Below are 21,136 nucleotides of genomic sequence, written 5' to 3'. Positions count from 1 at the left end.
AGGAGACAGATTCATGAAACGGCTCACGCTTTCCCTTTTGGCGCTCTGTGGGTTGCTTGCGCCGCTGCAGCCTGCAAAGGCGGCGTCAATCGAAAGCACCTATACCAAAATCCTGCTGGACAGCTGCCGGTTGATCACGTCCCCGGATGAGGAAGAAGGCACCTTCGGCGGTGCCTGGCAGTGCGCCGGTTACAAGGGCACGAGTGTCTATGTTGCCGAGGGCGACCTGCGCATGTTCGTTTCCTTTGGTCCCGACGCCGCCAACGAGCCCGCGGCAGGTCAGACACTGCCCAGTTTCAACTCGGTCAACGAAACGCTGGAATGGCGCCTCAAGGGAGGCGTTCCCTTCGCAACCATCCTGCGCTGGTTTCCGAGCCTCGACGACAGTACAAAAACCGGCAGCGTGCTGATCGTGACCCAGTTGCTGCCCGGTGGTGGCACCTGCCAGATTGCCCGGATCGATGCTCAGGCCAACAAGAACGCCAACGAGATGGCGCGCCAGGCCGCCGATACAATGGCCGGGTCTTTCGACTGCACGCAGCCGCCGCAGATCATCGGCCATCCCGGAATTCTTTACTAGGATCACAGCCTGGGCAAGCACGCCATATGGGTCAGGTGTTTTTCTGCGGCCAGGCGTAGATGCTGAGGTCCAGTCTTCGGCCGCCGATCCTGTACCAGGACTTTGCAGCAAGTTTGCCGCCGACGGCCTTGTAGAAGGCGCGGGCCGGTTCGTTTGCGCTCAGTACCTGTACGGCAAGTCCGGGCATGTTTTTCGCCGCAAGCGTTTCACGCACGTTCTGGAACAGGACCCGGCCGAAACCGAGGCCCTGATATTCCGGTTTCAGGTACAGCTCGTAAATCTCGCCGTCCATGCGGGTGCCGCTCAACCGGCAAGGCCCATAGGTCGCGTAACCGGCGGGAATTTCGGCAATGCTGAGGATCTTGATATCGACACCCCTTGCAAGGGCGCCGCGCCACCAGGTGCTGCCTCTGCGGGAGATCATCTTTTGCAGGTCGACACCATGCAAGACTCCCCGATAGGCACCCAGCCAGGCTTCGCTGTGGATGCCGGCGAGTGCCTCACAATCGGCGGTTCGAGCCGCGCGCAGATCGATCAGGTCGGTTGTCATGCTCCAAGAAAGATACAGCAAGCATTCCGACGGAAAAGAGGCAATCTTGCCGTGGCGGCACCAATAATTGTGATTTCAGCGCAATCGGCATCCATCAGTTGAGTGGCCGGACAGGACACACGGTCCTTGTCGTGCGATCCGTCCGGCCAAAGCCTATGAAAAAGTCTCAGGTTTTGTCGCCCTGCCGCAACCGGGCGAGGATTTCCTCGGCCAGATCCTGCCGCACCTTGCCGAGTGCCTTCAATTCACTGGCGACCTGGTCGATTTCCTCACCTGTTGCACCAACCATCAGCGCAACGTTCTGGGCGTGCAGGGCCATGTGGCCTTTCTGGATGCCGGTGGTGGCGAGCGCGCGCAAGGCGCCGAAATTCTGTGCCAGTCCGACGGCAACGATGATCCGCGCCAGTTCGTCCGCGGTGGTCACGCCGAGGATTTTCAGGTTGGCCTGTGCGGTGGGGTGGATTTTTGTGGCGCCGCCGATCAGCCCGACGGCCATCGGTAGTTCCAGGATGCCGACAAGGTTGCCGTCGCCGTCCTTTTCCCAGCGGGACATCGAACGGTAGCGGCCGTCCCTGGCGGCGAAGGCATGGGCACCGGCTTCCACGGCCCTGGTGTCGTTGCCGGTGGCGAGAACCACCGCGCTGATGCCGTTCATGATGCCCTTGTTATGCGTGGCGGCCCGATAGGGGTCGGCATCGGCAAAGTGGTAGGCCGACAGCATGTCGTCGCGCACCTTTTCACCGCCGATTTCCTCCAGCGGCCAAACGGCCCGCACACGGGCCACGCGGCGGTCGGCGAGGTTGGTGAGAATGCGCAGCAGGCTGCGGGCGCCGGTCCATTCCTCCAGTTTCGGAGCAAGGGCTTCGGCCATGCTGTTGACAGCGTTTGCGCCCATCGCATCGCGCGTGTCGACGATGATGTGCACGATGGTCATCGGCCCCTCGGCCGTGTCGATCACCCTGATGTCGAGATCGCGGAACCCGCCGCCGAGCTTGACCAGAAGCGGATCGATCTCCTCGCAGATGGTGCGGATGTCGTCGATACGTTCCAGAACCTTCAGGCGGACGTTTTCCGGATCGCTGGCCCCCAGAAGCTGGATCTGGGCCGCCATCAGCGGGCCGCTTGTCGAGGTCTTGAAGCCGCCGGTCGACCGGCAGCGCTTGGCCGAGTTGCACACGGCGGCGATGACGGAAGATTCCTCGCTTGCCATTGGAACCAGCACGTCGCGTCCGTCCACGGTCATGTTGGTCGCGATGCCGACCGGAATGGAGATGCTGGAAATGGCGTTCTCAACGAGGCGGTCTGCCAGCTCGATATGTCCGGAGGCCGCCTCGACAAGATCCGAGACGGACTTGTTGTCCAGCTTCGCCTGTCGCTGGACGGCCAGAAGCCGGCCGGACGGGTCCAGCTTGTGAAAACCTTCAATACGGGATGAAGTGACGTCACTCATCGGGGGAACCTGTCTGTCAATTGATCATGGATTGCGGCAGCCACAACACCAGCTCCGGAAACAGGGCGCAGATGAAGATACCGATGGCTTGCAGCAGGATGAAGGGAACGATGGCACGGTAGACCGTGCCCATGCCGATGCCGGCGGGCAGGACGCCCTTCATGTAGAAGAGCGTGTAGCCGAAGGGCGGAGAGATGTAGGCCATCTGCGCCGAAACGAGGAACAGGATGCCGAACCAGAGCCGGTCGAACTCAAGGAAGTCGATCACCGGCAGGAACACGGGCACGCACAACAGGATGATGCCCATTTCGTCCAGGAACATGCCGAGAAAGAACAGAATGCCCAGCATGACCGCAAGCACGATCCAGCGGTTGGTGTCGAGGTCCTGAATGAAGGACAGGAGGAAGTCCGCGCCGCCGGTGCCGGTGAAGATCGCGACGAAGGCCCGGGCACCGATGGTGATCCAGAGGATCATGGCCGTCACCTTGACCACGTCGAGTGCGACACCGGAGACGAGCTCCCAGCCGAAACGGCGCTCGATCAGCGACGACAGGAACGCCAGGAAGACGCCGACGGCCGCCGCTTCCGTGGGCGTTGCGATGCCCATGTAGATCGTGCCGAGAACACCGACGATGATCAGCAGCGGCAGGATGAGGGATTTCAGCGAAGCGATACGCTCTTCCCAGGTCGCCGGGGCATCGTTTTCCGGACGGGGGGCGATGGACGGATCGAGCGCGGACCGCAGGACGATGTAGCCGATATAGAGCGAGGCCAGCAGCAGGCCCGGCACCACGCCGGCGATGAACATCTGGCCGATGGAAGCCTGCGCGGTGACGGCATAGACGATGGTGATCACCGAAGGCGGGATCAGGATGCCGAGCGTGCCGCCGGCGCAGATCGTACCGATGGCGAGTTCCGGGCTGTATTTGCGCTTCAGCATGGAGGGCAGGGCCAACATGCCCATGGCAGCGACTGCGGCCCCGACGATGCCGGTCATGGCGGCGATGATGGTGCAGATGGCGATGGTGCCAACCGCAAGGCCGCCGGGCAGCCGGCGCGACCAGAGCTCCATGGCCCGATAAAGGCTTTCGATGACCCCGGAGCGCTGCAGGATGCTGGCCATCATGACGTAGAGCGGGATCGCCAGAAGCGATTCCGACGTCATGGTGGCGTAGAGATTGAGGACGGTAACGGAGAGAGCGGCAGGGCCCCAGAGCGTTACCGTGAAGACGAGCGCAAGTGCGCCGAGCGTGAAGGCAAGCGGCAGGCCTGTGAGCAGCAGACCCACCAGGCTGGCAAACATGATGGCAAGGACGAATTCGGAGCTCATGCGCTTGCTCCCGTCTGTTCCCGCGCCGGGCGCACAGCGTTGAAGGCTTCAACAAGGGCCTGCGCAAACAGGAGCGCGAAGGAGAGGGGCACCACGAATTTCAGCCACCAGACCGGCGGGTTCCAGGCGGAAAAGCTGGTCTCGCCAAGGGAATACGCATTGACTGCAAGCGGCCAGCTTACCCAGGCGAATACGCCAGCAAAGACCGCAATGACGAGATAGGAGAACACGTCGAGCGCCGCCTTTGGCCAACCCGTCAGCTTTTCGCTGAAGATGTCGACGGCAACGTGGCCCTTCAGATGCAGAAGGTAAGGTCCGGCCAGCATGAAATGCGGGCCGAAGATCAGGGTGCTGGCTTCCATGGCCCAAACGGTCGGTGCATCGAACAGGTATCTTGCAACCACTTCGAAAAGCAGGATCGGCACCACAGCGAAGATGAGCATTGCCGCAAGGAGGAAGAACACCCGGTTGACGCCGGTGACGATGGAACTGACGGATTTCATGAAGCTGAGCATTGGCCGATCGGAACAAAGACCGGACGGCAGGCGGCAGGGAGGTGCCGTCTACCGTCCGGTGGGAGGAAGGGTCAGATCAGCCCGAGGGCTGTCATGAACTCAATCTGGCTCGTGAGAACACGATTGGCCAGGTCATCTTCCTTCGTAGCCTTTTTCCAGGACTCGACGGCCTTGGTCCGGTTGGCGGCAACATCGGCCGGGTCAAGCTGGATGACCTCGACGCCCTGTTCGCCGTATTTTTTCAGGACATCGACATTCTGTACCATGATGTGCTGACGCAGCGAGCCGGAGATTTCCCGAGCCGCAACGGCAAGCGCTGCCTTGTAATCGTCCGGCAGGGCATCGTATGCAGCCTGGTTGGCGACATAGCTGGTGGCAGTGGTTGGCTGGTGGACGCCCGGCAGGATGATGAACTTGGCAACTTCGCCAAGGCCTGCCTCGTAGTTGGCGGTCAGATCGCCGCGGTCGGCAAAATCGATCAGTCCCTTTTCCAGCGCGGTATAGACTTCCGCCGTCGGCAGCGGCGTCACGGAAACGCCCTGGTCGGCCATGACTGCGGACGCGAGCCCGACGAAGCGGCCCTTCTTGCCGGCCATGTCGGCGATGCTCTCCATCTTCACGGTCGAATGGATCGGCTCTTCGCCATAGACGGTGGGAGCAATGTAGAAGAGGCCGGCCCTTGCGTAGGCTTCGCGAGCGAGATCCAGACCACCCTTTTCGTAGAACCAGGCTTCATACTGGTCGGACTCGGGAAAGCCGAACGGGATGGTGGAGGTGAAGGCAAACGCCGGGATCTTGCCGGCTTCATAGCCGTCAAAGGTCTTCATGAGCTGGAACGCACCGGCGCGTACGGCATCGAATGCCTGGTTGGCGGGCACGAGCTGGCCGGCGGAAAACAGTGTGATCTTGAAATTGCCGTTGGTCAGTTCGCTGACGCGCTCGACGAATTTCTTCTCGAATTCGAAAGGAGTGGTGCCGGCGTCCCACAGTGCCTGCATGCGCCACTCGACGGCTTCCTGCGCCTTGGCGGCAATCGGTGCCGCGAGGGCTGTGCCGCCAACGGCTGCACCTGCAAGAAGGCTGCGTCTACTTACTTTGGTCATTTTTCCCTCCCAAGGAAATTGCCATTTGCTGGCATGATGGGGCAAACTGTCATAAAAATGATTGGGACAATCAAGGGACAGTTGTTGGATTTATAGGCAGCACTGTCCCAGAAATATTTGAAGGACAATTACGGTGTCGGGTAGCGGTCGGAAACTGTCTCGCGTTGACCAGATCGTCGAAAAGGTGGCGCTTTTGCTCGAGGCCGGGGCGTATAAGACCTTCGAGCGACTGCCCTCCATCCGTCAGGCGGCGCGGGAAAACGGCGTTTCCAAAAACACGATGGCGGAGGCCTATGACCGGCTGGTCGCCCGGGGACTTCTGGAAGCAAGGGCCGGCTCCGGGTACTACATGTCACAGGTCGGACCTGCAACCAAGACCCCGCCTGCGCCTCACGTTACGGCTGCGGTCGATGGCATGTCGCTGCTGCGGGAGCAGCTGGAACAGCACTATGAAGTGCGCCCGGGAGACGGGCGCCCCCCGCCGTCGTGGATGGAAGGGGCTGAGCTGCGCCGGCATTTCGCCAATGCCAAGACGCCCTTTCCCGAAGCGATTGAGTTCGGCTATGGCAGCTCTTGGGGTTACTGCCCGCTGCGCGACCGGCTGCGGATGCAATTGCTTGAACGCTCGATCCCCGCCGATCCGCAAGGGCTCTTGCTGACCCATGGCGCCAACCACGGGCTGGACCTCATCATCCGGCATCTGACCGAACCGGGCGATACGGTGTTCGTTGACGAGCCGGGCTATTATCCGCTTTTTTCCAAACTGACCTTCGCCAAGGTGCAGATTGTCGGTATCCGGCGTGACCGGGACGGCCCGGATCTGGAGGACCTGACCGCGAAACTGGCTCTTTACCGGCCGAAGATGTTCGTGACCCAGTCTCATGGCCACAATCCGACCGGGGGCTCGCTGTCGCCATCGCGGTCTTTCGGGCTGATGCAGCTTGCCGAGCGCTGGGGCTTTCTCCTGGTCGAAAACGACGCGCTTGCCGACATTCTGCCGGCCACGCTGCCGAGGCTCGCTGCCCTGGACCAGCTCCAGCGCGTGCTTTATCTCGGCACCTTCTCCAAGACCCTGTCCGCCAGTCTCAGATGCGGTTATGTGGCGGGAAACCCTGACATCATCCGCCGGCTTGCCGACATCAAGATGCTGACGCTGGTCAATTCTTCCGATCACGTGGAACGGTTCGTTTTCAATCTGATCCAGGCCGGGCACTATCTGCGGCACCTGCGCCGTCTCAAAAGCCGGGTGGAGGAAGCCTACAAGGCATCCTTCGGAACTCTGGAGGCCATCGGCCTGTCCGTGCGGGAGTGCTCCATACCGGGGTTCTATCTCTGGGTGGAGTTTCCCGATGATGTGGACGAACGGGAGCTTTGCGCCGCGGCCAGCCGGCAAAGCATCTTCATTGCGCCGGGGTCCGTTTTCTATCCGAACCGGGAGACGCGGCAGACGCCGGCGATGCGGGTGAATGTCGCCTATGGAACCGATGCAAGGCTGCTGTCGTTCCTGAGGGATTTTCTGAAGTAAGCCGCAAGCAGAAGAGAAGGCCGGCCCAGAAATGAAAAGGGCCGGCATAATGCCGGCCCTTCAGTTGCCCTGATGTTTGACTCACTAAATCTGGTTGGCCAGTAAAAACCCCGGGGGGCTGGGGGGCTAATGCATTCCGCGGCTTCTACGGGCCATACCCATCAGGGTATGATCCTAATATGGGTGGTTAAAATGGCTGGCCAAGGGCTGGAATGCGGCAAAATCAAGGAAATTTAAGCATTCTTTCTTGGCAAAGTGCCGTAACGTTCGTTTTTACACTTCTCCCCGGGAAACTTATTGGCAAAACTACACTGGTGGCGGGCCTGAGTTGGCCATTATGACGTTGCGGGCTTGCCAGACTGGCCAAAGAAGACGCATCATGACACTCAGGTGACAGGTATTGCCTCGACGATTCTCTTGGCGACTGCCTGTCTCGGCGGAACCGCGAGCGGAATGGAGGCGGAATGAGTGAGGCCGACGACAGCGCGTTTCAGCGTGGTGCGGGTGCAGGCCCGACACCACACCATCACCCGGTTCCCCCACCCAAACCCATTGTTGCCTTCAACAGGCGCGAACTCGACGTCATCCTGAGGCTCTACGGGCGCATGGTTGCCGATGGTGAGTGGCGGGACTATGCCATCGATCTTCTCAAGGACCGGGCAATCTTCTCCGTGTTTCGCAGGTCTTCCGAAATGCCGCTCTACCGGATCGAAAAGGACCCGAAGCTGGCCCGCCGCCAGGGCGCCTATTCGGTCGTGGCAACCGGGGGCATGATCCTCAAGCGCGGCCACGACCTGGCACAGGTGCTCAAGGTTCTGGAAAAGAAGAAGCACCTTCGGGTGGTCGACGCCTGAAGCTTCACCGCCCGGAGTGGCCTGAAAGCCTCACCAGCGTCCTCGCGCTCTGCTGGCCATAGTGTCGCCAAAAGCCATTCTGATAAAACGCAGTTTGCTCCAGTCACAAAAAAGCCCGGCTGAGCCGGGCTTTTCCGTTTGTTCAAGAGACTGCGCTTAGTCGCGGTTGCCGAAAAGCTGCAGCAGCATGACGAACAGGTTGATGAAGTCGAGGTAGAGACGCAGAGCGCCCATCACGGACTTCTTAGTTGCGACTTCACCGCTGTCGCCTTCGTAGTACATTTCCTTGATCTGCTGGGTGTCGTAGGCGGTCAGGCCGGCGAACACCAGAACGCCGATCACGGAGATCGCGAACTGCAGAGCGGAAGATGCCATGAAGATGTTGACCAGCGACGCGATCACGATACCGATCAGGCCGATGAACAGGAACGAACCCCAGCCGGACAGGTCCTTCTTCGTGGTGTAGCCGAACAGGCTCAGCGCGCCGAAGGTACCGGCGGTGATGAAGAACACCTGAGCGATCGAACCCGGGGTGTAAACCAGGAAGATCGAGGACAGGGAGATACCCATTACGGCCGCATAGACCAGGAAAAGGGTCCGCGCTGCGCCGGCACTCATGGACTGAATGCGGAAGGAAAGCCAGAACACCATTCCGAGCGGTGCAAGCATGACAACCCACTTCAGCGGGCTGCCGTAGATGGCAACACCAAGCTGGGTGAGCATGCGGCCGTTGCCGAGGCTGGCGACGGCGGCGTTCGGATCAGTGGTGGTGGCGAGCATGACGGTTGCCAGCGCAAGAAAGCCGGTCAGCGCAAGGCCGATGGTCATGTAGTTATAGACGCCCAGCATATAGGAGCGCAGGCCCTGATCGATGCCGGCCTCGGCGCGTGCGCCGGCGACGGTATACGCGCCTTGAGATTGACGGTCATAGGTCGACATGGTCGTTTGAATCCCCTTCTAGATAGACGTGTGCATGCAATCGCGCATGCAACACAACTCCCTCAACATATGGGAAAAGCCTACCTCGAGCACAAGTCGGATTCGATGAAAAGTTTGTAATCTTTGCGCTCGAGGACGTTTAATTGAGCCTATCCTTAAGAACAGACTGAGATTCAGCCAGATTATTTCATGGCTTTGAGGCGGGACTCGATCTGCCTGTCGCAGGTGCCGCGCGGATTGCGGACGATTTCTTCAGACGCGAAGTCCAGGATTTCCTTCTCCGGATCGCGCATCTGCTCAACGCTCACGCCCGGTTTGAACCATTGCAGAACCGCATAGTCGCCGCCTGCATCGGTGAGGAATGCGATCGGCTTTCCGTCTTCCGTAATGCCCATGCGGCCGACACGAACGTCCTCGATGGACACCTTGCGGGCTTCGCCGTCGATGGTCAGCCGGTTCTTCGAAACGTTCAGTTTCTTGAGTTTGGAGCCTTCGGTGCCAACCCAGTTGCCGAAGAAGCGTTTGCCCTTCTTTTCCACGGACAGGCAGGAATTCTCGAAGTTCGGAATCGACAGACGAACGGCGGAAACCTCGATAGGGTCCTTGCCCTTGGGTGCAAGGGTATATTTCATCGCGTTGTCGCCGGTGCGGTACACCCGGATGCCGACCGGTGTGTAGCCGGAATCGTTCATGGAGCGGGTGAAGAAATCGAACTGTTTGGCGTCGTTGGTGCCGGCCCGGCGATAGAGCCAGCGCTTCGGCAAGCCGTTTTCGAACACCAGCCAGTCACTGACGACAAGGCCACGCGGGCCTTCTGGTGTGTTGAGCTGCCAGACGCCGGTATGAAACGGACTTTCCGCCGACGCCGCCGGAGCCAATGCCATAACGGCAACTGCGGACAGGGCCGCAGCCCCGGCAATGGTTTTCAAACGCAATTTCGGGAAAAACTTGAACATGGAATGACCCCTTTTTAACAATCTGCCCAGAGCTGAACCGGATAGCCAAGATCTATTCAGTATGCAAGTTGTGCGGGGCTGAAGTTTTTCGCGACCTGATTGTATTTCGGGGCTTTCTCGGGCGCGAAGATTGTCAAAGCTGGAGACGGCCGGGCTGAAATAGATCTGCGACCGGCAAGAATTCGTTCGGTCTTGTTTCGCCAAAGCTGCCGGTGCGTTGGAAATAGCCTGCGGGAAAGGGTACCCCTGCCGGTTCCGAGCTCAGTCAAAAACGGCAGGGACTAGAGGTTTCGCAGCACAGGCGCCGGTTTTTCACCCAGGACGCGCCATGTGCCGATAAGGCCGAAGCCAACCGTCAGCACCAGCGCGACCAGCGCAGCGCCTGCCGCCGTCACCGGCATCATCACGAATGATCCGTCCATGATCTGCGTGATCACGTACCAGGCGGCAACGCCGCCCGCCAGCAGGGCGAAAACCGCCGTTGCAAGGCCCAGGATGGCGTATTCGAGTGCATAGGCGAAGATCAGACGTGCCCGTGTCGCGCCGATGGTCTTCAGGATGACCGCATCGTAGATCCGGCTGCGATGTCCGGCCGCAAGGGCTCCCGCCAGAACCAGCACGCTGGCGATCAGCGTGATCGAGCTTGCCCCCCGGATCGCCCAGGCAAGCTGCGCCACAAGGTCGTTGACCTGCGAGATCGCGTCCTTCACCCGGATGGCCGTCACCGTGGGGAAGGCATTCGAGACGGTCTTCAGGAGACCCAATTCCTTTTCTTCCGGCACGTCGTTGTCCCAGCCGAGCGTCATCAGGTGGGCGTGCGGGGCGCCTGCAAAGGTGTTGGGCGAGAACACCATCACGAAATTGATCGCAAGGGATTGCCATTCCACCGTCCGGGTGTTGGCAATCTCCGCCGTGATTTCCCGTCCAAGAACATTGACCGTGATCTGATCGCCGATCTTGAGGCCAAGATCGGTGGCGGCCTCCGAATCGAAGGACACCAGAGGAATGCCGGAATAATCCTCCGGCCACCAGGCTCCCTGTTCCAGTTTCGAGTTCTTCGGCAGATTGGCGTCATAGGTAATGCCGCGGTCGCCGCGCAGCACCCAGCCGGAGCCTTCCTGCGCAGGCACGAACTTGTCGGCCGCAATGCCGTTCAGCGAAACGATGCGCCCGCGCAGCATGGGGACGCTTTGCAGGTTGGCGGCAGGTGCCTCGGTCTTCAGCAGCGCCTCGAAGGCATCGCGTTCGTGGCTCTGGATGTCGATGAAGAAGAAACTCGGCGCCTTGTCGGCGATGGTCGCGGTCAGCTCGCGTCGCAGGTTGCCGTCGATGAGGGCAAGTGCCACCAGCAGCGACAGGCCGAGCCCGAGGGACAGGACGACGGACGGGGTCAGCGCACCTGGGCGGTGAATATTTGCTATCGCCAGCCTGAGCTCGGTCGAACGCACGCTGGGCAAGCGTCTGGCAACGGCCATGATCCCGCGCGCAACCAGCACCAGCAGCATGAAGGCAGCGGCGGAGGCCGCGATGTAGATGCCCGCCATACGCTGATCATGGGCCAGCAGAATGGCAATGGCGGCAAGGGCAAGAACGGTCACGCCCGTGGCGACCAGATAGCGCTTGCGCGGCAGTTTGGCGCCACCCGTCACGATGTCCCGGAAAAGGGCTGTCGGCGGCACGTCGTGCGCCCGGCCAAGCGGCCAGATCGCGAACGCGAGGGCGGTCAGAAGTCCGTAGACGAGCCCGAGGGCAAGTTCCGCCGGATAGATGCTGGCTGCAAGCTTCACGGGCAGAACCGGTGCGAGGGCGGCGGCCGCGGCAAAGGGGATCAAGGCCCCCAGCGCAAGGCCGACGGCGATGCCGAGCAGGGCCAGCACAAGCATCTGAACCAGATAGATCTTGAAGACGAAGCCGCCTGTCGACCCCAGGCACTTGAGACTGGCAATGACCTCGCGCTTGGTTTCCAGATAGGCGCGGATGGCATTGGCGACACCGACGCCGCCGACCACCAGCGCGGTGAGGCCGACCAGCGTCAGAAACTGGGCGAAGCGGTCGATGCTGCGTTGCAGTCCGGGGGATGCATTGGCGCGGGAACGGATACGCCAACCGGCATCCGGCTGCGCGGCCTTGGCCTCTTCGACGATCTCTTCCATCGTTTCCAGGTTGGGCGCCGGGTCCATGCGCACCCGGTAGTGCCAGCGCACCAGGCTGCCGGGCTGGATCAATCCGGTTTCGGGAAGGGCTGCGTCGAATATCAGAAGGCGCGGACCAAACTCCATGCCGCCGGACAGTTTGTCGGGTTCATTGGCAATGGTGCCGGCAATGCGGATGGTGGCGCGCCCGAGCGACAGCGTATCGCCAACGCTTGCGCCGAGCCGTGCCAGAAGGGAGGGATCGGCAACGGCGCCCCAGGTTCCGTCCTTGCGGGCCAGAGCCGTTTCGAGCGCTTCTCCGGAGGCAAGCTCAAACGTGCCGTAAAGCGGGTAGGGGTCGTCGATGGCTTTCAGTTCGACGAGGGCCTGATCGCCGGTCTCCGGGCGGCGGGCCATCGCCCGCATGGTCGCAACGCGGGACACCTCGCCCAGGCTGTTCAGATAGGCAAGCTGGTCGGCATCGGCTTCCCGGTGGATCAGAGAAAAATCGAGATCTCCGCCCAGGATGGTCTGCCCCTCTCGGGAAATGCCTTCGGTCAGGGCCCGGGAGACAGAGGTGACGCCCGCAATGGCCGCGACGCCAAGCGCGATACAGGCGATGAAGATGTAAAATCCCTTGAGGCCTCCGCGCAGTTCCCGGAAAGCGAACCGGGCTGCCAGGCGCAGCGTCTGATGGTTTGCCGGGATGCCCCCCGGGACAAACGCGCTCATGCAGACACCTCGCGGCGGGGGCGATCGGACGTTTCTTCCTCGATTTCACCGGAGCGGACGCGGATCATGCGGTCGCAGCGGGCGGCAAGGCTCGGGTCGTGGGTGACCAGAACCAGCGTGGTGCCCCGGTTCTTCTGGGCGGTGAACATCAGGTCGACGATTTGTGCGCCCGTGCTTTCATCAAGATTGCCCGTCGGCTCGTCCGCAATCAGGATCTCGGGTTCGACGACCAGCGCCCGCGCTACGGCGACACGCTGCTGTTCGCCGCCGGACAGTTGTGCCGGATAGTGATGCATGCGGTGGCCGAGGCCAACGGCGTCCAATTCCGCCTTCGCCTTGTCGAAGGCGGCGGTATCGCCTGCAAGTTCCAGAGGAACGGCCACGTTTTCCAGCGCCGTCATGTTGGGCACGAGATGAAACGACTGGAAGATGATGCCGACGTTGCGACCCCGGAACCGGGCGAGCTGGTCTTCCGACAAGGGGCCGAGTTCCGATCCGGCGACGTTGACCGACCCTTCGTCAGCGCGTTCCAGGCCCGCCATGACCATCAGCAAGGTCGATTTTCCGGAGCCTGACGGGCCCACGAGACCGACCGAGGCCCCCTTCTCGATCTGAAGGTCGATCCCCTTCAGGATATGCACCCGCCCGGCGCCTTCGCCGAGGGTCAGGTGAACGTCTTTCAGGGCGATCGCGGGCGAATTTGTCATTCTCTGGCCTTTACAATGGGCGTTTGATCGTCTTCCTGACGGATACAAGCCCTCGACAATTGGACGCTCTGCGACCATATGGGCCTGTTGTAAAGCGTCTTCCAGTCCCAAAAGAGGGTTCAAGTGAACCGGTTTATTGCCTGCCTGACGATTATCGTCCTGTCTTTCCTGCCCGTAGCGGCCCAGTCGGCCGATCTGAAGCTGGTGGTTCTGGGGGACAGCCTGTCCGCAGGCTATCAGCTCTCCGCGGGTGAAGGGTTTACCGACCAGCTCCAGAAAGCGCTCGACGCGAAGGGACGGTCGGTCGAAGTCATCAATGCCGGTGTGTCAGGCGATACCTCCAGCGGCGGGCTCTCCCGGCTGGACTGGTCCGTCGGGCCGGACACGAATGCCGTGATCCTGGAACTGGGGGCGAATGATGCCTTGCGCGGGATCTCGCCGGAGCTGACGCGCAAGAATATCGACGAGATCGTCCGCCGCCTGACAGACCGGGGAATTGCGGTGCTTGTCGCGGGCATGATGGCGCCGCGCAATCTCGGCCCGGAATATGCCGACGCCTTCGATCCGATCTACTCGGATGTTGCCAAGGCGCACGATGCGTTGTTTTATCCGTTCTTCCTGGAGGGCGTTGCCCTCAATCCCGATCTCAACCTTTCCGACGGTATGCATCCCAACGCCAAAGGGGTGGAAATCATCGTCGAAAACATCTTGCCGAAAGTGGAAGAGCTTTTGGCCAAAGCCCAATCCTAGGGGCTTTACCCTTGACCCGGGGAGGAAGCCGTTCCGGCTTCCGGGATGCCCCATTTTCAAAATTTGAAGGATAGTCTTATGGAACAGCGCCGTCTTGGCCGCACCGATATAAAGGTCAGTGCCCTTAGCCTGGGGACCATGACCTTCGGGGAACAGAACTCCGAGGCGGAAGGTCACGCCCAGATGGATCGCGCGGTCGAAAAGGGCATCAACTTTTTTGATGCGGCCGAGCTTTATCCGATCCCGCCGAAAAAGGAGACCCAGGGCCGAACCGAACGCATCATCGGTACCTGGTTCAAGAAGACCGGCATGCGCGACAAGATCGTCATGGCGACAAAGGTGGTCGGGCGGACCGACATGGACTGGTTTCGTGAAAACGGCGAAAAAGCGAAACTGGTTCGTGAGCAAATTGAATTTGCGGTCGATCGCAGCCTGAAGAACCTCCAAACCGACTACATCGATCTGTACCAGATCCACTGGCCGGACCGGAACGTCGGCGGCTTCGGCTCAAACCCGACGCGCTGGACGGATGTCGAACCCGCGCCGGACGAAAACAGCATCCAGTCGACGCTGGAAGTTCTGGGAGACCTGGTCAAGGCCGGGAAGATCCGGCACGTGGGCGTGTCGAATGAAAGCGCCTGGGGCACGATGCGCTATGTGGCTGCGTCCGAAATGTATGACGTGCCGCGGGTTGTCTCCATCCAGAATGCCTATTCGCTCGTCAACAGGACCTTCGAAACCGGCCTTGCGGAAGTCGCCCAACGCGAAAATGTCGGGCTTCTTGCGTATTCTGCGCTGGCACAGGGATATCTGACCGGCAAGTACCGCAATGGCGCTTTGCCTGCAGGCGCCCGCAAAACGCTGTTCAACCGGCTGCAGCGTTACGAGGATCCGCGCTCTATCGAGGCATTTGACGCCTATGTGGACCTTGCGAAGGAGGCCGGTCTCGATCCGTCACAGATGGCGCTTTCCTTTGCCATGTCGCGGTCGTTCATAACGTCGGTCATCCTGGGCGCCACCTCACTGGAGCAACTGGACGCCGATATCGGAGCCGCCGACATCACGCTCAGCGAGGATGTTCTGGAGAAAATCGACGCGCTGCACCAGCAGTTCGGCAATCCGGCACCATAAGAAGGCGTAACTGCCTGATTTCGCATTCTTTTCAGAGAATCATTTGCAAATCGGAAGCCGGGCTGGTGAGCAACCAGCCCGGTTTTCATTTGAGCGCTACGCTGAATTTTTGAATGGGCTCAAAATCTTAGCTTTTTGTCTTGCGATTTTCATGAAGTTGATTCCTCATGGGATTTATCAGCGACAGCGGAGGGAACACCCATGCCGCGCCTTTTTACAGGCCTTGAGATACCGTCCCAGACGGCGCTCATGCTTTCGATGCTCCGGGGAGGCCTTCGGGGCGCCCGCTGGATCGATCCGGAAAACTACCACATCACCTTGCGCTTCATCGGCGACATCGACGACCGCACGGCCGATGAGGTTGTCGCGGCGCTCGACCGCATCCGCAGGGACCCGGTGGAAATCCGGCTCAACGGGCTTGGCTCGTTCGGCAACGGCAAGCCGCATGCGGTCTGGGCAAGGGTGGAGCCCACGGCTCAGCTTGCCGAATTGCAGGCCGAGCAGGAGCGCATTCTCCAGCGCCTGCATCTGCCGGCCGAGCGGCGCAAATATGTGCCCCATGTCACCCTGGCCCGCTGCAAGACCTCGACCAATGAGGATGTGGCCAAGTGGCTGAGCGAGCGCGGCAATTTCCAGGCGCAATCCTTCATCGCCGGACGGTTCGTGCTGTTTTCGGCAAAGTCGAGCGTCGGTGGCGGCCCCTATCTCGTGGAAGAGGCCTATCCGCTGGCCGCATGACGCCCGCGATCTGGTGGTTTACGGCAGGGCTCTCCGGTTTGCGTCCCGGCAGCACGAACCCAAGCCTTTGCCGGTTTGCGGGTCACTTTGGCTGAAGCCCTGAGAAAGACTGCACCGACCCACCGCGAAAAAATGACGCACGCTGGCGTCTGCGCTCCTGCTTTGATGGTCAAAAGGGACAGGAAGGCGCCGCCGGACTGTGCGGTTTTTGGGCAGGTCGGTATTCAAGTGCAGTGAAAAAGGCTGTTTTGCCTAAACAAAAAGTCGACCGAATTCTCTGAATGATTGAGTGGATTGAAGTATAAGCCTGTGGTTTATAGGTTGGTTGGCTAAGTATTTAATCTGCGTAAAGGAAAATTAATGGCTTGAGCGTTTTGTGGGCGCACTGTGCAAGGCTCGAAAAGAGCTGCCCCGAAAAAAGAGACCATTATGAAGTTCTTTGCAGATCTGCCTATAGCGGCGCGTGTCGGAGCGCTGTCCGCGATTGCTGTTGTCGCCATTGGCGTATTGCTTGGTACGGCCCTCTACAGCCAGCAAATCGTATCGCGTGAAATCGACAATCTGGCTGAATACTCGCAAATGGACTTTAAGGTTTCGCAGGTTCAGGCTCATGCCCAGAATATGCAGCGCAGCCAGAAGGACTTTCTTCTGAGCAAGGATCTTGCCTTCGTTGAGGAATACAAGGCCGAATTCGAGAAAGCCCAGAGCAACCTGATCGATGTCGATACCAAGCCGCAATCGGGTTCCATCAAGGATAACATCGCCAAGCTTCGTGGCGTTCTGGACCAGCACAAGGCAAAGTTCGACGCTCTGACAGATGAGCTTACCCGAATGGGGCTTGACGAAAGCGCCGGGCTGCAAGGTTCTCTGCGCACTGCCGTCCATGACGTGGAAAGCAAGCTGGATGCCGCCAATCTGGACGCCTTGACCGTCAAGATGCTGATGATGCGCCGTCATGAAAAGGATTTCATGATGCGTGGAGACGAGAAATATGTCGGCAGGATCGATGAGCGGCGGGCCGAGTTCGCGGACCTGCTGCCGAAAAGCGGGTTGCCCGAGGCAGAACAGGCTGAAATCGGCAAGCTGCTGGATACTTACCAGGCCTCTTTCCGGGCCTATGCGGAAATGTCCTTGAAGATCACTGCCGATCTGGCGGAGATCGATTCGATTTACGCCCAGATTGCCCCGGAATGGGCAGTGATGTCTGAAGCTGCCTATGCGGGCAAGCTGGCTGCCGGGGAAGCTTTGGACACTGCCCAGGCCTTTTCCAAAACAATATTCCTGACCGTTTCCGCCATCGCACTGGTGCTGTCTATCGGACTTGGCTGGCTGATCGGCCGCAGCATTACCAGGCCGGTGAAAACGCTTACCGGAACCATGGGAACGCTCGCTGGCGGATCCATCGATGTTGACGTCCAGTACACCGACCGCAAGAGTGAAATCGGCAGCATGGCGCGTGCGGTCGAGGTCTTCCGCGCCAATGCGGTCCGGACTCGCGAACTGGAAACGGAGCAGAAGGAACAGGAAGCAAGAAACGCCGCCGAACAGAAGCGGATGATGATGGAGCTTGCCGACAGTTTCGAAAGTTCTGTTGGCGAAATCGTACAGGCGGTGTCTTCCTCCTCGTCCCAGCTGGAATCAAGCGCAAGTTCCATGAGCGCGACCGCCGAGCAGACCCAGCAACAATCTTCGAACGTTGCCGCGGCAGCCGAACAGGCATCCGCCAACGTTCAGACCGTTGCCTCCGCGGCCGAAGAGCTGTCGTCGACGGTTTCCGAGATTTCCCGGCAGGTCACTCAGTCTTCAAATGTCGCTGCCACGGCAACGGCGGAAGCAAAGAAGACCAACGAACAGGTGCAGGGACTTGCCGAAGCCGCCTCGCGGATCGGTGAAGTGGTGAAGCTTATTTCCGATATCGCGGAGCAGACCAATCTTCTGGCGCTCAATGCCACAATCGAAGCGGCCCGTGCGGGCGAGGCCGGCAAGGGATTTGCCGTCGTTGCGTCGGAAGTGAAGGAACTGGCCAGCCAGACGACGAAGGCGACCGAGGAAATCTCCCAGCAGATTTCCGGTGTCCAGTCGGCTACGCGCGATGCGGTTTCGGCTATCGACGGCATCACCAAGACGATCTTCGAGATCAACGAGATTGCCGGCGGGATCGCGGCGGCCGTCGAAGAGCAGGGCGCAGCGACCACCGAGATCGCGCGCAATGTTCACGAAGCTTCCACCGGCACACGCGACGTGACACGCAATATCAGCAGCGTCAGCGAAGCAGCCACCCAGTCCGGGCAAGCGGCAGAAGAGCTGCAGGCGGCGTCCGGCACGCTGGCGAGCAATGCCCGGGCGCTTCAGGCGGAGGTCGACGGCTTCCTGGCACGCGTACGCGCTGGCTGAAATCAGGTGCCCAGCAGTCCGGCATAAACGTCGAGCGTGCGGGCGCACATGGTTTCGACAGAGAAATTCTTGCGGACATGGGCCAGCGCCCGGTCCGCAACCTGCTTTTTCTCCTCGTCGTCCTGGCTCAACACCTGGATGATGCTGTCCGCCAGTGCCCGAGGGTCGCCCGGTGCCACCCGCCAGCCGGTGCGTTCGTTTTCAGATGTGTCGGGCGGCGCGAGCACGGTTTCGGGCACCGCCCCGAGATCGGAGACGATAACCGGAACCCTTGCTGCCTGTGCTTCCACGGCCGCGCGGCCGAAAGCCTCCGGTTCGACCGAGGCAACGATGGCGATATCTGCCAGCGCCATGGCGGCGGGAACGTCCGCGCAATGTCCGACGATCCGGACCTTGTCCTGCAGGCCGTTGTCGGCGACAAGCTTCTTCAATTCAGCCACATAGCCGTCGCGGCCCTGGGCATCACCCGCAAGGATCGCGATCGGGTCGGTCAGGGTCTTGTCTTTCAAGAGTGCCATCGCCTCGATCACGATACGTTGCCCCTTCCAGGCGGTCAGCCGGGCCATGTTGATGAGGATCGGCCGTCCGGCAGGAATGCCCCACTGGTCCTTTAGCGCCTGCAGCCGGAGAGCACTGACGTTTTCCGGCAGAAGCCCCTTCAGATCGGAGCCGCGCTGGACCACGGTGATCTTGCCTTTTGCAAACGGGTGCCGCTCTTCGATCAGCCTGCAGATGAAGTGTGAATTGGCGATCACCGCATCGCCCCGGGCCATGACCGAATTGTACCAGCCCTTCAGCGCGTTCGATTGATTGTAGGTGCCGTGGTAGGTGGTCACGAATGGCGTTTTCGTGCGCCGCGCGGCCCAAAGGCACGACCATGCCGGGGCCCGGCTGCGGGCATGAAGCACGCTGACATTGCGCTTGGTCACGATCTCCGCCAGCCTGGCCGCGTTTTTCCAGAGGACGGCCGGGTTCTTCGATTTGACGGGCAGGACGATATGTTCTGCGCCAAGCGCTTCCAGTTCCGGCACCATCTGGCCGCCCTGGCTTGCAACAAGAGCCGTTCCTCCGGCCGCCACCACCGCTTTGGCCACATCAAGCGTCGTGCGTTCGGCGCCGCCGGAGTTGAGATCCGGGATCACTTGCAAAATCGTGGTCGCAGGGGGCAGATGAACCAAATCGGATCTCCGGTGAACTGGTCAAGGCGGGAGCGTCTGTGCCAAATGGCACTGACAGAAAACATCTATCAGAACGAGAGCCTTAATATGGGTGATTCCGAACCGCAATTCATCCAGGTCGGAAAAAGCGACGCCAAACGCCGGATTGCCGTGCGCAACGCCACGGGCGCTGCGGACGGTTCGCGACCCGGTATACTGTGGCTGTCCGGGTTCAAGTCGGACATGTCCGGCACCAAAGCCGAGGCCCTGGCCGAAGAGGGGGCGCGAAACGGGCAGGGCGTGGTGCGGTTCGATTATTCCGGCCATGGCCTGTCGTGCGGCGATTTCGAAGATGCCTGCGTTTCCGACTGGCTGGAGGAGGCGCTTGCGGTTTTCGACGCCTATTGCCCTGGCGAAACCGTGTTGGTCGGTTCCTCCATGGGAGGCTGGCTCGCCTTGTTGCTGGCACTGGCCCGCAAGGGCAGCGGCCGGATAAAGGGACTGGTGCTGATTGCTCCTGCGGTCGATTTCACCGAGGAACTGATGTGGAAGCAGCGCTTCAGCGACGAGATTCGCGCCACCATTCTTGCCGACGGGCGCTGGGAACAGCCGTCGGCCTATAGCGACGCGCCCTATGTGATCACGCGCAAGCTGATCGAGGATGGGCGCAATCACCTGCTTTTCGGAGCGCCGCTTCATCTCGGAGCTCCCGTCACCATCCTGCAGGGTGCACAGGATCCGGATGTGCCGGAAAGCCATGCACGCCGTCTTGTTGACGCCCTGCCGCTGGACGATGTCACCTTTTCATTGGTGCCGGATGGCGACCACCGTCTGTCCCGGCCACAGGACATCGACCTTCTGCTTCGGGCGGTTGGGGAGATGTCTGCCAGATAGGGGGCACCATAGGCGTCCAGTCTCTAAACGGGCAGGGTTTCCCGGCCCTGCTTCTTCACCTTGTACCAGGCCCAGAACAGGCGGGCGGCGACGGCGCGGTGTGGCGCCCAGGCCTGCGCGATGATGTCGAGATGCTTCGGGGCGGGACGCTCGGCAAGGCCGAGGGAGTCCTGAACCGCCACCTGCAAGGCAAGATCGCCGCTCGGGAAGACGTCCGGATGTCCCGCGCAGAACAGCAGAAAGATATCGGCGGTCCAGCGCCCGATCCCCTTGATCTCACATAGGGCGCGGTGGGCTTCCTCGGCGGGGGCTTCCGCCAGGTGGGCCAGGTCGAGGCCTGCCTCGCAAGCCTCGGTCAAAGCGCGCAAGGTCCGGATTTTCGGCCGCGACAGGCCGACGCCAGCCAGATCTTCATCGGTGAAACGGGTCAGGTTTTCCGCCGTCAGCGGTGATATCAGCGCCTGAAGGCGCGCGAAGATGGCGGCCGCACTGGCAACCGACACCTGCTGACCGGTGACGATCTGGGCAAGGCCCTCGAAATCCGCTGCACGTCGCCGCAAGGGGATCGGGCCCGCCGTCCCGGCAATTTCCCGAAGGCGCGGGTCAAGACGGATCAGTGCCTCAAGGCCGGCTTCGATGTCCTTTACGGTCGCAATAGGCGTCATGTCGGTTGGGCTTTGCCGGAAATGTCTGAGGTCG

General features: G+C 60.8%; 19 protein-coding genes. 8 read left to right on the top strand and 11 right to left on the bottom strand.

Going from position 1 to position 21,136, the window contains the following annotated elements; translation table 11 throughout:
* Positions 1 to 13: 13 nt before the first annotated feature.
* Positions 14 to 580, top strand: coding sequence for a hypothetical protein (locus tag V1T76_RS13005; RefSeq protein WP_330561081.1), 567 nt, complete (start codon positions 14 to 16; stop codon positions 578 to 580).
* Positions 581 to 611: 31 nt separating this feature from the next.
* On the opposite strand, the gene V1T76_RS13000 is transcribed toward V1T76_RS13005, so the two are convergent.
* The 5 genes from V1T76_RS13000 to dctP form a co-directional block, all read right to left on the bottom strand.
* Positions 612 to 1,130: a GNAT family N-acetyltransferase gene (locus tag V1T76_RS13000; protein WP_330561080.1), complete on the bottom strand. Its 519-nt coding sequence runs from the start codon at positions 1,128 to 1,130 to the stop codon at positions 612 to 614.
* A gap of 166 nt (positions 1,131 to 1,296) precedes the next feature.
* A complete protein-coding gene (locus tag V1T76_RS12995; protein ID WP_330561079.1) occupies positions 1,297 to 2,580 on the bottom strand; it encodes a hydroxymethylglutaryl-CoA reductase, degradative in 1,284 nt (427 codons plus the stop codon).
* Between the two features lie 16 nt (positions 2,581 to 2,596).
* Positions 2,597 to 3,910 carry a TRAP transporter large permease gene (locus V1T76_RS12990; protein WP_330561078.1) on the bottom strand — a complete coding sequence of 438 codons (1,314 nt, stop codon included), beginning with the start codon at positions 3,908 to 3,910 and terminating at the stop codon, positions 2,597 to 2,599.
* The gene (locus V1T76_RS12985) at positions 3,907 to 4,413 is read right to left on the bottom strand and encodes a TRAP transporter small permease subunit (RefSeq protein WP_330561077.1); all 507 of its coding nucleotides are present in this window, start codon (positions 4,411 to 4,413) and stop codon (positions 3,907 to 3,909) included. The genes V1T76_RS12990 and V1T76_RS12985 overlap by 4 nt, the downstream gene beginning before the upstream one ends.
* 83 nt (positions 4,414 to 4,496) lie before the next feature.
* On the bottom strand, positions 4,497 to 5,528 hold the full coding sequence (gene dctP / locus V1T76_RS12980; protein ID WP_330561076.1) for a TRAP transporter substrate-binding protein DctP: 1,032 nt from the start codon (positions 5,526 to 5,528) through the stop codon (positions 4,497 to 4,499).
* A gap of 133 nt (positions 5,529 to 5,661) precedes the next feature.
* On the opposite strand from dctP, the gene V1T76_RS12975 reads away from it, so the two are divergent.
* The gene (locus tag V1T76_RS12975; RefSeq protein WP_330561075.1) at positions 5,662 to 7,053 is read left to right on the top strand and encodes an aminotransferase-like domain-containing protein; all 1,392 of its coding nucleotides are present in this window, start codon (positions 5,662 to 5,664) and stop codon (positions 7,051 to 7,053) included.
* Positions 7,054 to 7,517: 464 nt separating this feature from the next.
* Positions 7,518 to 7,907, top strand: coding sequence for a DUF2794 domain-containing protein (locus tag V1T76_RS12970; RefSeq protein ID WP_330561074.1), 390 nt, complete (start codon positions 7,518 to 7,520; stop codon positions 7,905 to 7,907).
* 156 nt (positions 7,908 to 8,063) lie between these two features.
* On the opposite strand, the gene V1T76_RS12965 is transcribed toward V1T76_RS12970, so the two are convergent.
* The 4 genes from V1T76_RS12965 to V1T76_RS12950 form a co-directional block, all read right to left on the bottom strand.
* Positions 8,064 to 8,846, bottom strand: coding sequence for a Bax inhibitor-1/YccA family protein (locus V1T76_RS12965; RefSeq protein ID WP_330561073.1), 783 nt, complete (start codon positions 8,844 to 8,846; stop codon positions 8,064 to 8,066).
* Positions 8,847 to 9,028: 182 nt separating this feature from the next.
* Positions 9,029 to 9,802, bottom strand: a complete 774-nt coding sequence (locus V1T76_RS12960; protein ID WP_330561072.1) for a hypothetical protein — start codon at positions 9,800 to 9,802, stop codon at positions 9,029 to 9,031.
* Between the two features lie 281 nt (positions 9,803 to 10,083).
* Positions 10,084 to 12,666, bottom strand: a complete 2,583-nt coding sequence (locus V1T76_RS12955) for an ABC transporter permease (protein ID WP_330561071.1) — start codon at positions 12,664 to 12,666, stop codon at positions 10,084 to 10,086.
* On the bottom strand, positions 12,663 to 13,373 hold the full coding sequence (locus tag V1T76_RS12950) for an ABC transporter ATP-binding protein (protein ID WP_330561070.1): 711 nt from the start codon (positions 13,371 to 13,373) through the stop codon (positions 12,663 to 12,665). Before V1T76_RS12950 ends, V1T76_RS12955 begins: the two co-directional genes overlap by 4 nt.
* A 123-nt stretch (positions 13,374 to 13,496) precedes the next feature.
* Here V1T76_RS12950 and V1T76_RS12945 point away from each other — a divergent pair, with 123 nt between their 5' ends.
* The 4 genes from V1T76_RS12945 (at position 13,497) to V1T76_RS12930 (ending at position 18,386) form a co-directional block, all read left to right on the top strand.
* Positions 13,497 to 14,123, top strand: coding sequence for an arylesterase (locus V1T76_RS12945; RefSeq protein WP_330561069.1), 627 nt, complete (start codon positions 13,497 to 13,499; stop codon positions 14,121 to 14,123).
* Positions 14,124 to 14,201: 78 nt separating this feature from the next.
* Complete coding sequence (locus tag V1T76_RS12940) at positions 14,202 to 15,254, top strand: NADP(H)-dependent aldo-keto reductase (protein WP_330561068.1); 1,053 nt, start codon at positions 14,202 to 14,204, stop codon at positions 15,252 to 15,254.
* A gap of 201 nt (positions 15,255 to 15,455) precedes the next feature.
* Positions 15,456 to 15,992 carry an RNA 2',3'-cyclic phosphodiesterase gene (gene thpR, locus V1T76_RS12935; protein ID WP_330561067.1) on the top strand — a complete coding sequence of 179 codons (537 nt, stop codon included), beginning with the start codon at positions 15,456 to 15,458 and terminating at the stop codon, positions 15,990 to 15,992.
* A gap of 429 nt (positions 15,993 to 16,421) precedes the next feature.
* Complete coding sequence (locus tag V1T76_RS12930) at positions 16,422 to 18,386, top strand: methyl-accepting chemotaxis protein (RefSeq protein ID WP_330561066.1); 1,965 nt, start codon at positions 16,422 to 16,424, stop codon at positions 18,384 to 18,386.
* A 2-nt stretch (positions 18,387 to 18,388) separates the two neighbouring features.
* Here V1T76_RS12930 and V1T76_RS12925 read toward each other — a convergent pair whose 3' ends face one another.
* Complete coding sequence (locus V1T76_RS12925) at positions 18,389 to 19,564, bottom strand: glycosyltransferase family 4 protein (protein ID WP_330561065.1); 1,176 nt, start codon at positions 19,562 to 19,564, stop codon at positions 18,389 to 18,391.
* A 45-nt stretch (positions 19,565 to 19,609) separates the two neighbouring features.
* Here V1T76_RS12925 and V1T76_RS12920 point away from each other — a divergent pair, with 45 nt between their 5' ends.
* Positions 19,610 to 20,437 carry an alpha/beta hydrolase gene (locus V1T76_RS12920; RefSeq protein WP_330561064.1) on the top strand — a complete coding sequence of 276 codons (828 nt, stop codon included), beginning with the start codon at positions 19,610 to 19,612 and terminating at the stop codon, positions 20,435 to 20,437.
* Between the two features lie 23 nt (positions 20,438 to 20,460).
* Here the strand turns inward: V1T76_RS12920 and V1T76_RS12915 are convergent, their stop codons facing one another.
* Positions 20,461 to 21,102, bottom strand: a complete 642-nt coding sequence (locus V1T76_RS12915) for a DNA-3-methyladenine glycosylase family protein (RefSeq protein WP_330561444.1) — start codon at positions 21,100 to 21,102, stop codon at positions 20,461 to 20,463.
* Positions 21,103 to 21,136: the final 34 nt, after the last annotated feature.

The sequence above is a fragment of the Roseibium sp. FZY0029 genome, from assembly GCF_036350355.1.
Taxonomy (GTDB): Bacteria; Pseudomonadota; Alphaproteobacteria; order Rhizobiales; family Stappiaceae; genus Roseibium.
The sequence above is the reverse complement of the archived record's forward strand: the minus strand, read 5'-3'. Positions and strand labels throughout refer to the sequence as shown.

What these genes read in the sequence shown, in the direction of transcription:
- V1T76_RS12965 (WP_330561073.1), bottom strand. Translation starts at nt 8,846, where the DNA reads ATGTCGACCTATGACCGTCAATCTCAAGGCGCGTATACCGTCGCCGGC.
- V1T76_RS12930 (WP_330561066.1), top strand. Translation starts at nt 16,422, where the DNA reads ATGAAGTTCTTTGCAGATCTGCCTATAGCGGCGCGTGTCGGAGCGCTG.
- thpR (WP_330561067.1), top strand. Translation starts at nt 15,456, where the DNA reads ATGCCGCGCCTTTTTACAGGCCTTGAGATACCGTCCCAGACGGCGCTC.
- V1T76_RS13000 (WP_330561080.1), bottom strand. Translation starts at nt 1,130, where the DNA reads ATGACAACCGACCTGATCGATCTGCGCGCGGCTCGAACCGCCGATTGT.
- V1T76_RS13005 (WP_330561081.1), top strand. Translation starts at nt 14, where the DNA reads ATGAAACGGCTCACGCTTTCCCTTTTGGCGCTCTGTGGGTTGCTTGCG.
- V1T76_RS12915 (WP_330561444.1), bottom strand. Translation starts at nt 21,102, where the DNA reads ATGACGCCTATTGCGACCGTAAAGGACATCGAAGCCGGCCTTGAGGCA.
- V1T76_RS12950 (WP_330561070.1), bottom strand. Translation starts at nt 13,373, where the DNA reads ATGACAAATTCGCCCGCGATCGCCCTGAAAGACGTTCACCTGACCCTC.
- V1T76_RS12985 (WP_330561077.1), bottom strand. Translation starts at nt 4,413, where the DNA reads ATGAAATCCGTCAGTTCCATCGTCACCGGCGTCAACCGGGTGTTCTTC.
- dctP (WP_330561076.1), bottom strand. Translation starts at nt 5,528, where the DNA reads ATGACCAAAGTAAGTAGACGCAGCCTTCTTGCAGGTGCAGCCGTTGGC.
- V1T76_RS12940 (WP_330561068.1), top strand. Translation starts at nt 14,202, where the DNA reads ATGGAACAGCGCCGTCTTGGCCGCACCGATATAAAGGTCAGTGCCCTT.
- V1T76_RS12960 (WP_330561072.1), bottom strand. Translation starts at nt 9,802, where the DNA reads ATGTTCAAGTTTTTCCCGAAATTGCGTTTGAAAACCATTGCCGGGGCT.
- V1T76_RS12995 (WP_330561079.1), bottom strand. Translation starts at nt 2,580, where the DNA reads ATGAGTGACGTCACTTCATCCCGTATTGAAGGTTTTCACAAGCTGGAC.
- V1T76_RS12970 (WP_330561074.1), top strand. Translation starts at nt 7,518, where the DNA reads ATGAGTGAGGCCGACGACAGCGCGTTTCAGCGTGGTGCGGGTGCAGGC.
- V1T76_RS12990 (WP_330561078.1), bottom strand. Translation starts at nt 3,910, where the DNA reads ATGAGCTCCGAATTCGTCCTTGCCATCATGTTTGCCAGCCTGGTGGGT.
- V1T76_RS12920 (WP_330561064.1), top strand. Translation starts at nt 19,610, where the DNA reads ATGGCACTGACAGAAAACATCTATCAGAACGAGAGCCTTAATATGGGT.
- V1T76_RS12955 (WP_330561071.1), bottom strand. Translation starts at nt 12,666, where the DNA reads ATGAGCGCGTTTGTCCCGGGGGGCATCCCGGCAAACCATCAGACGCTG.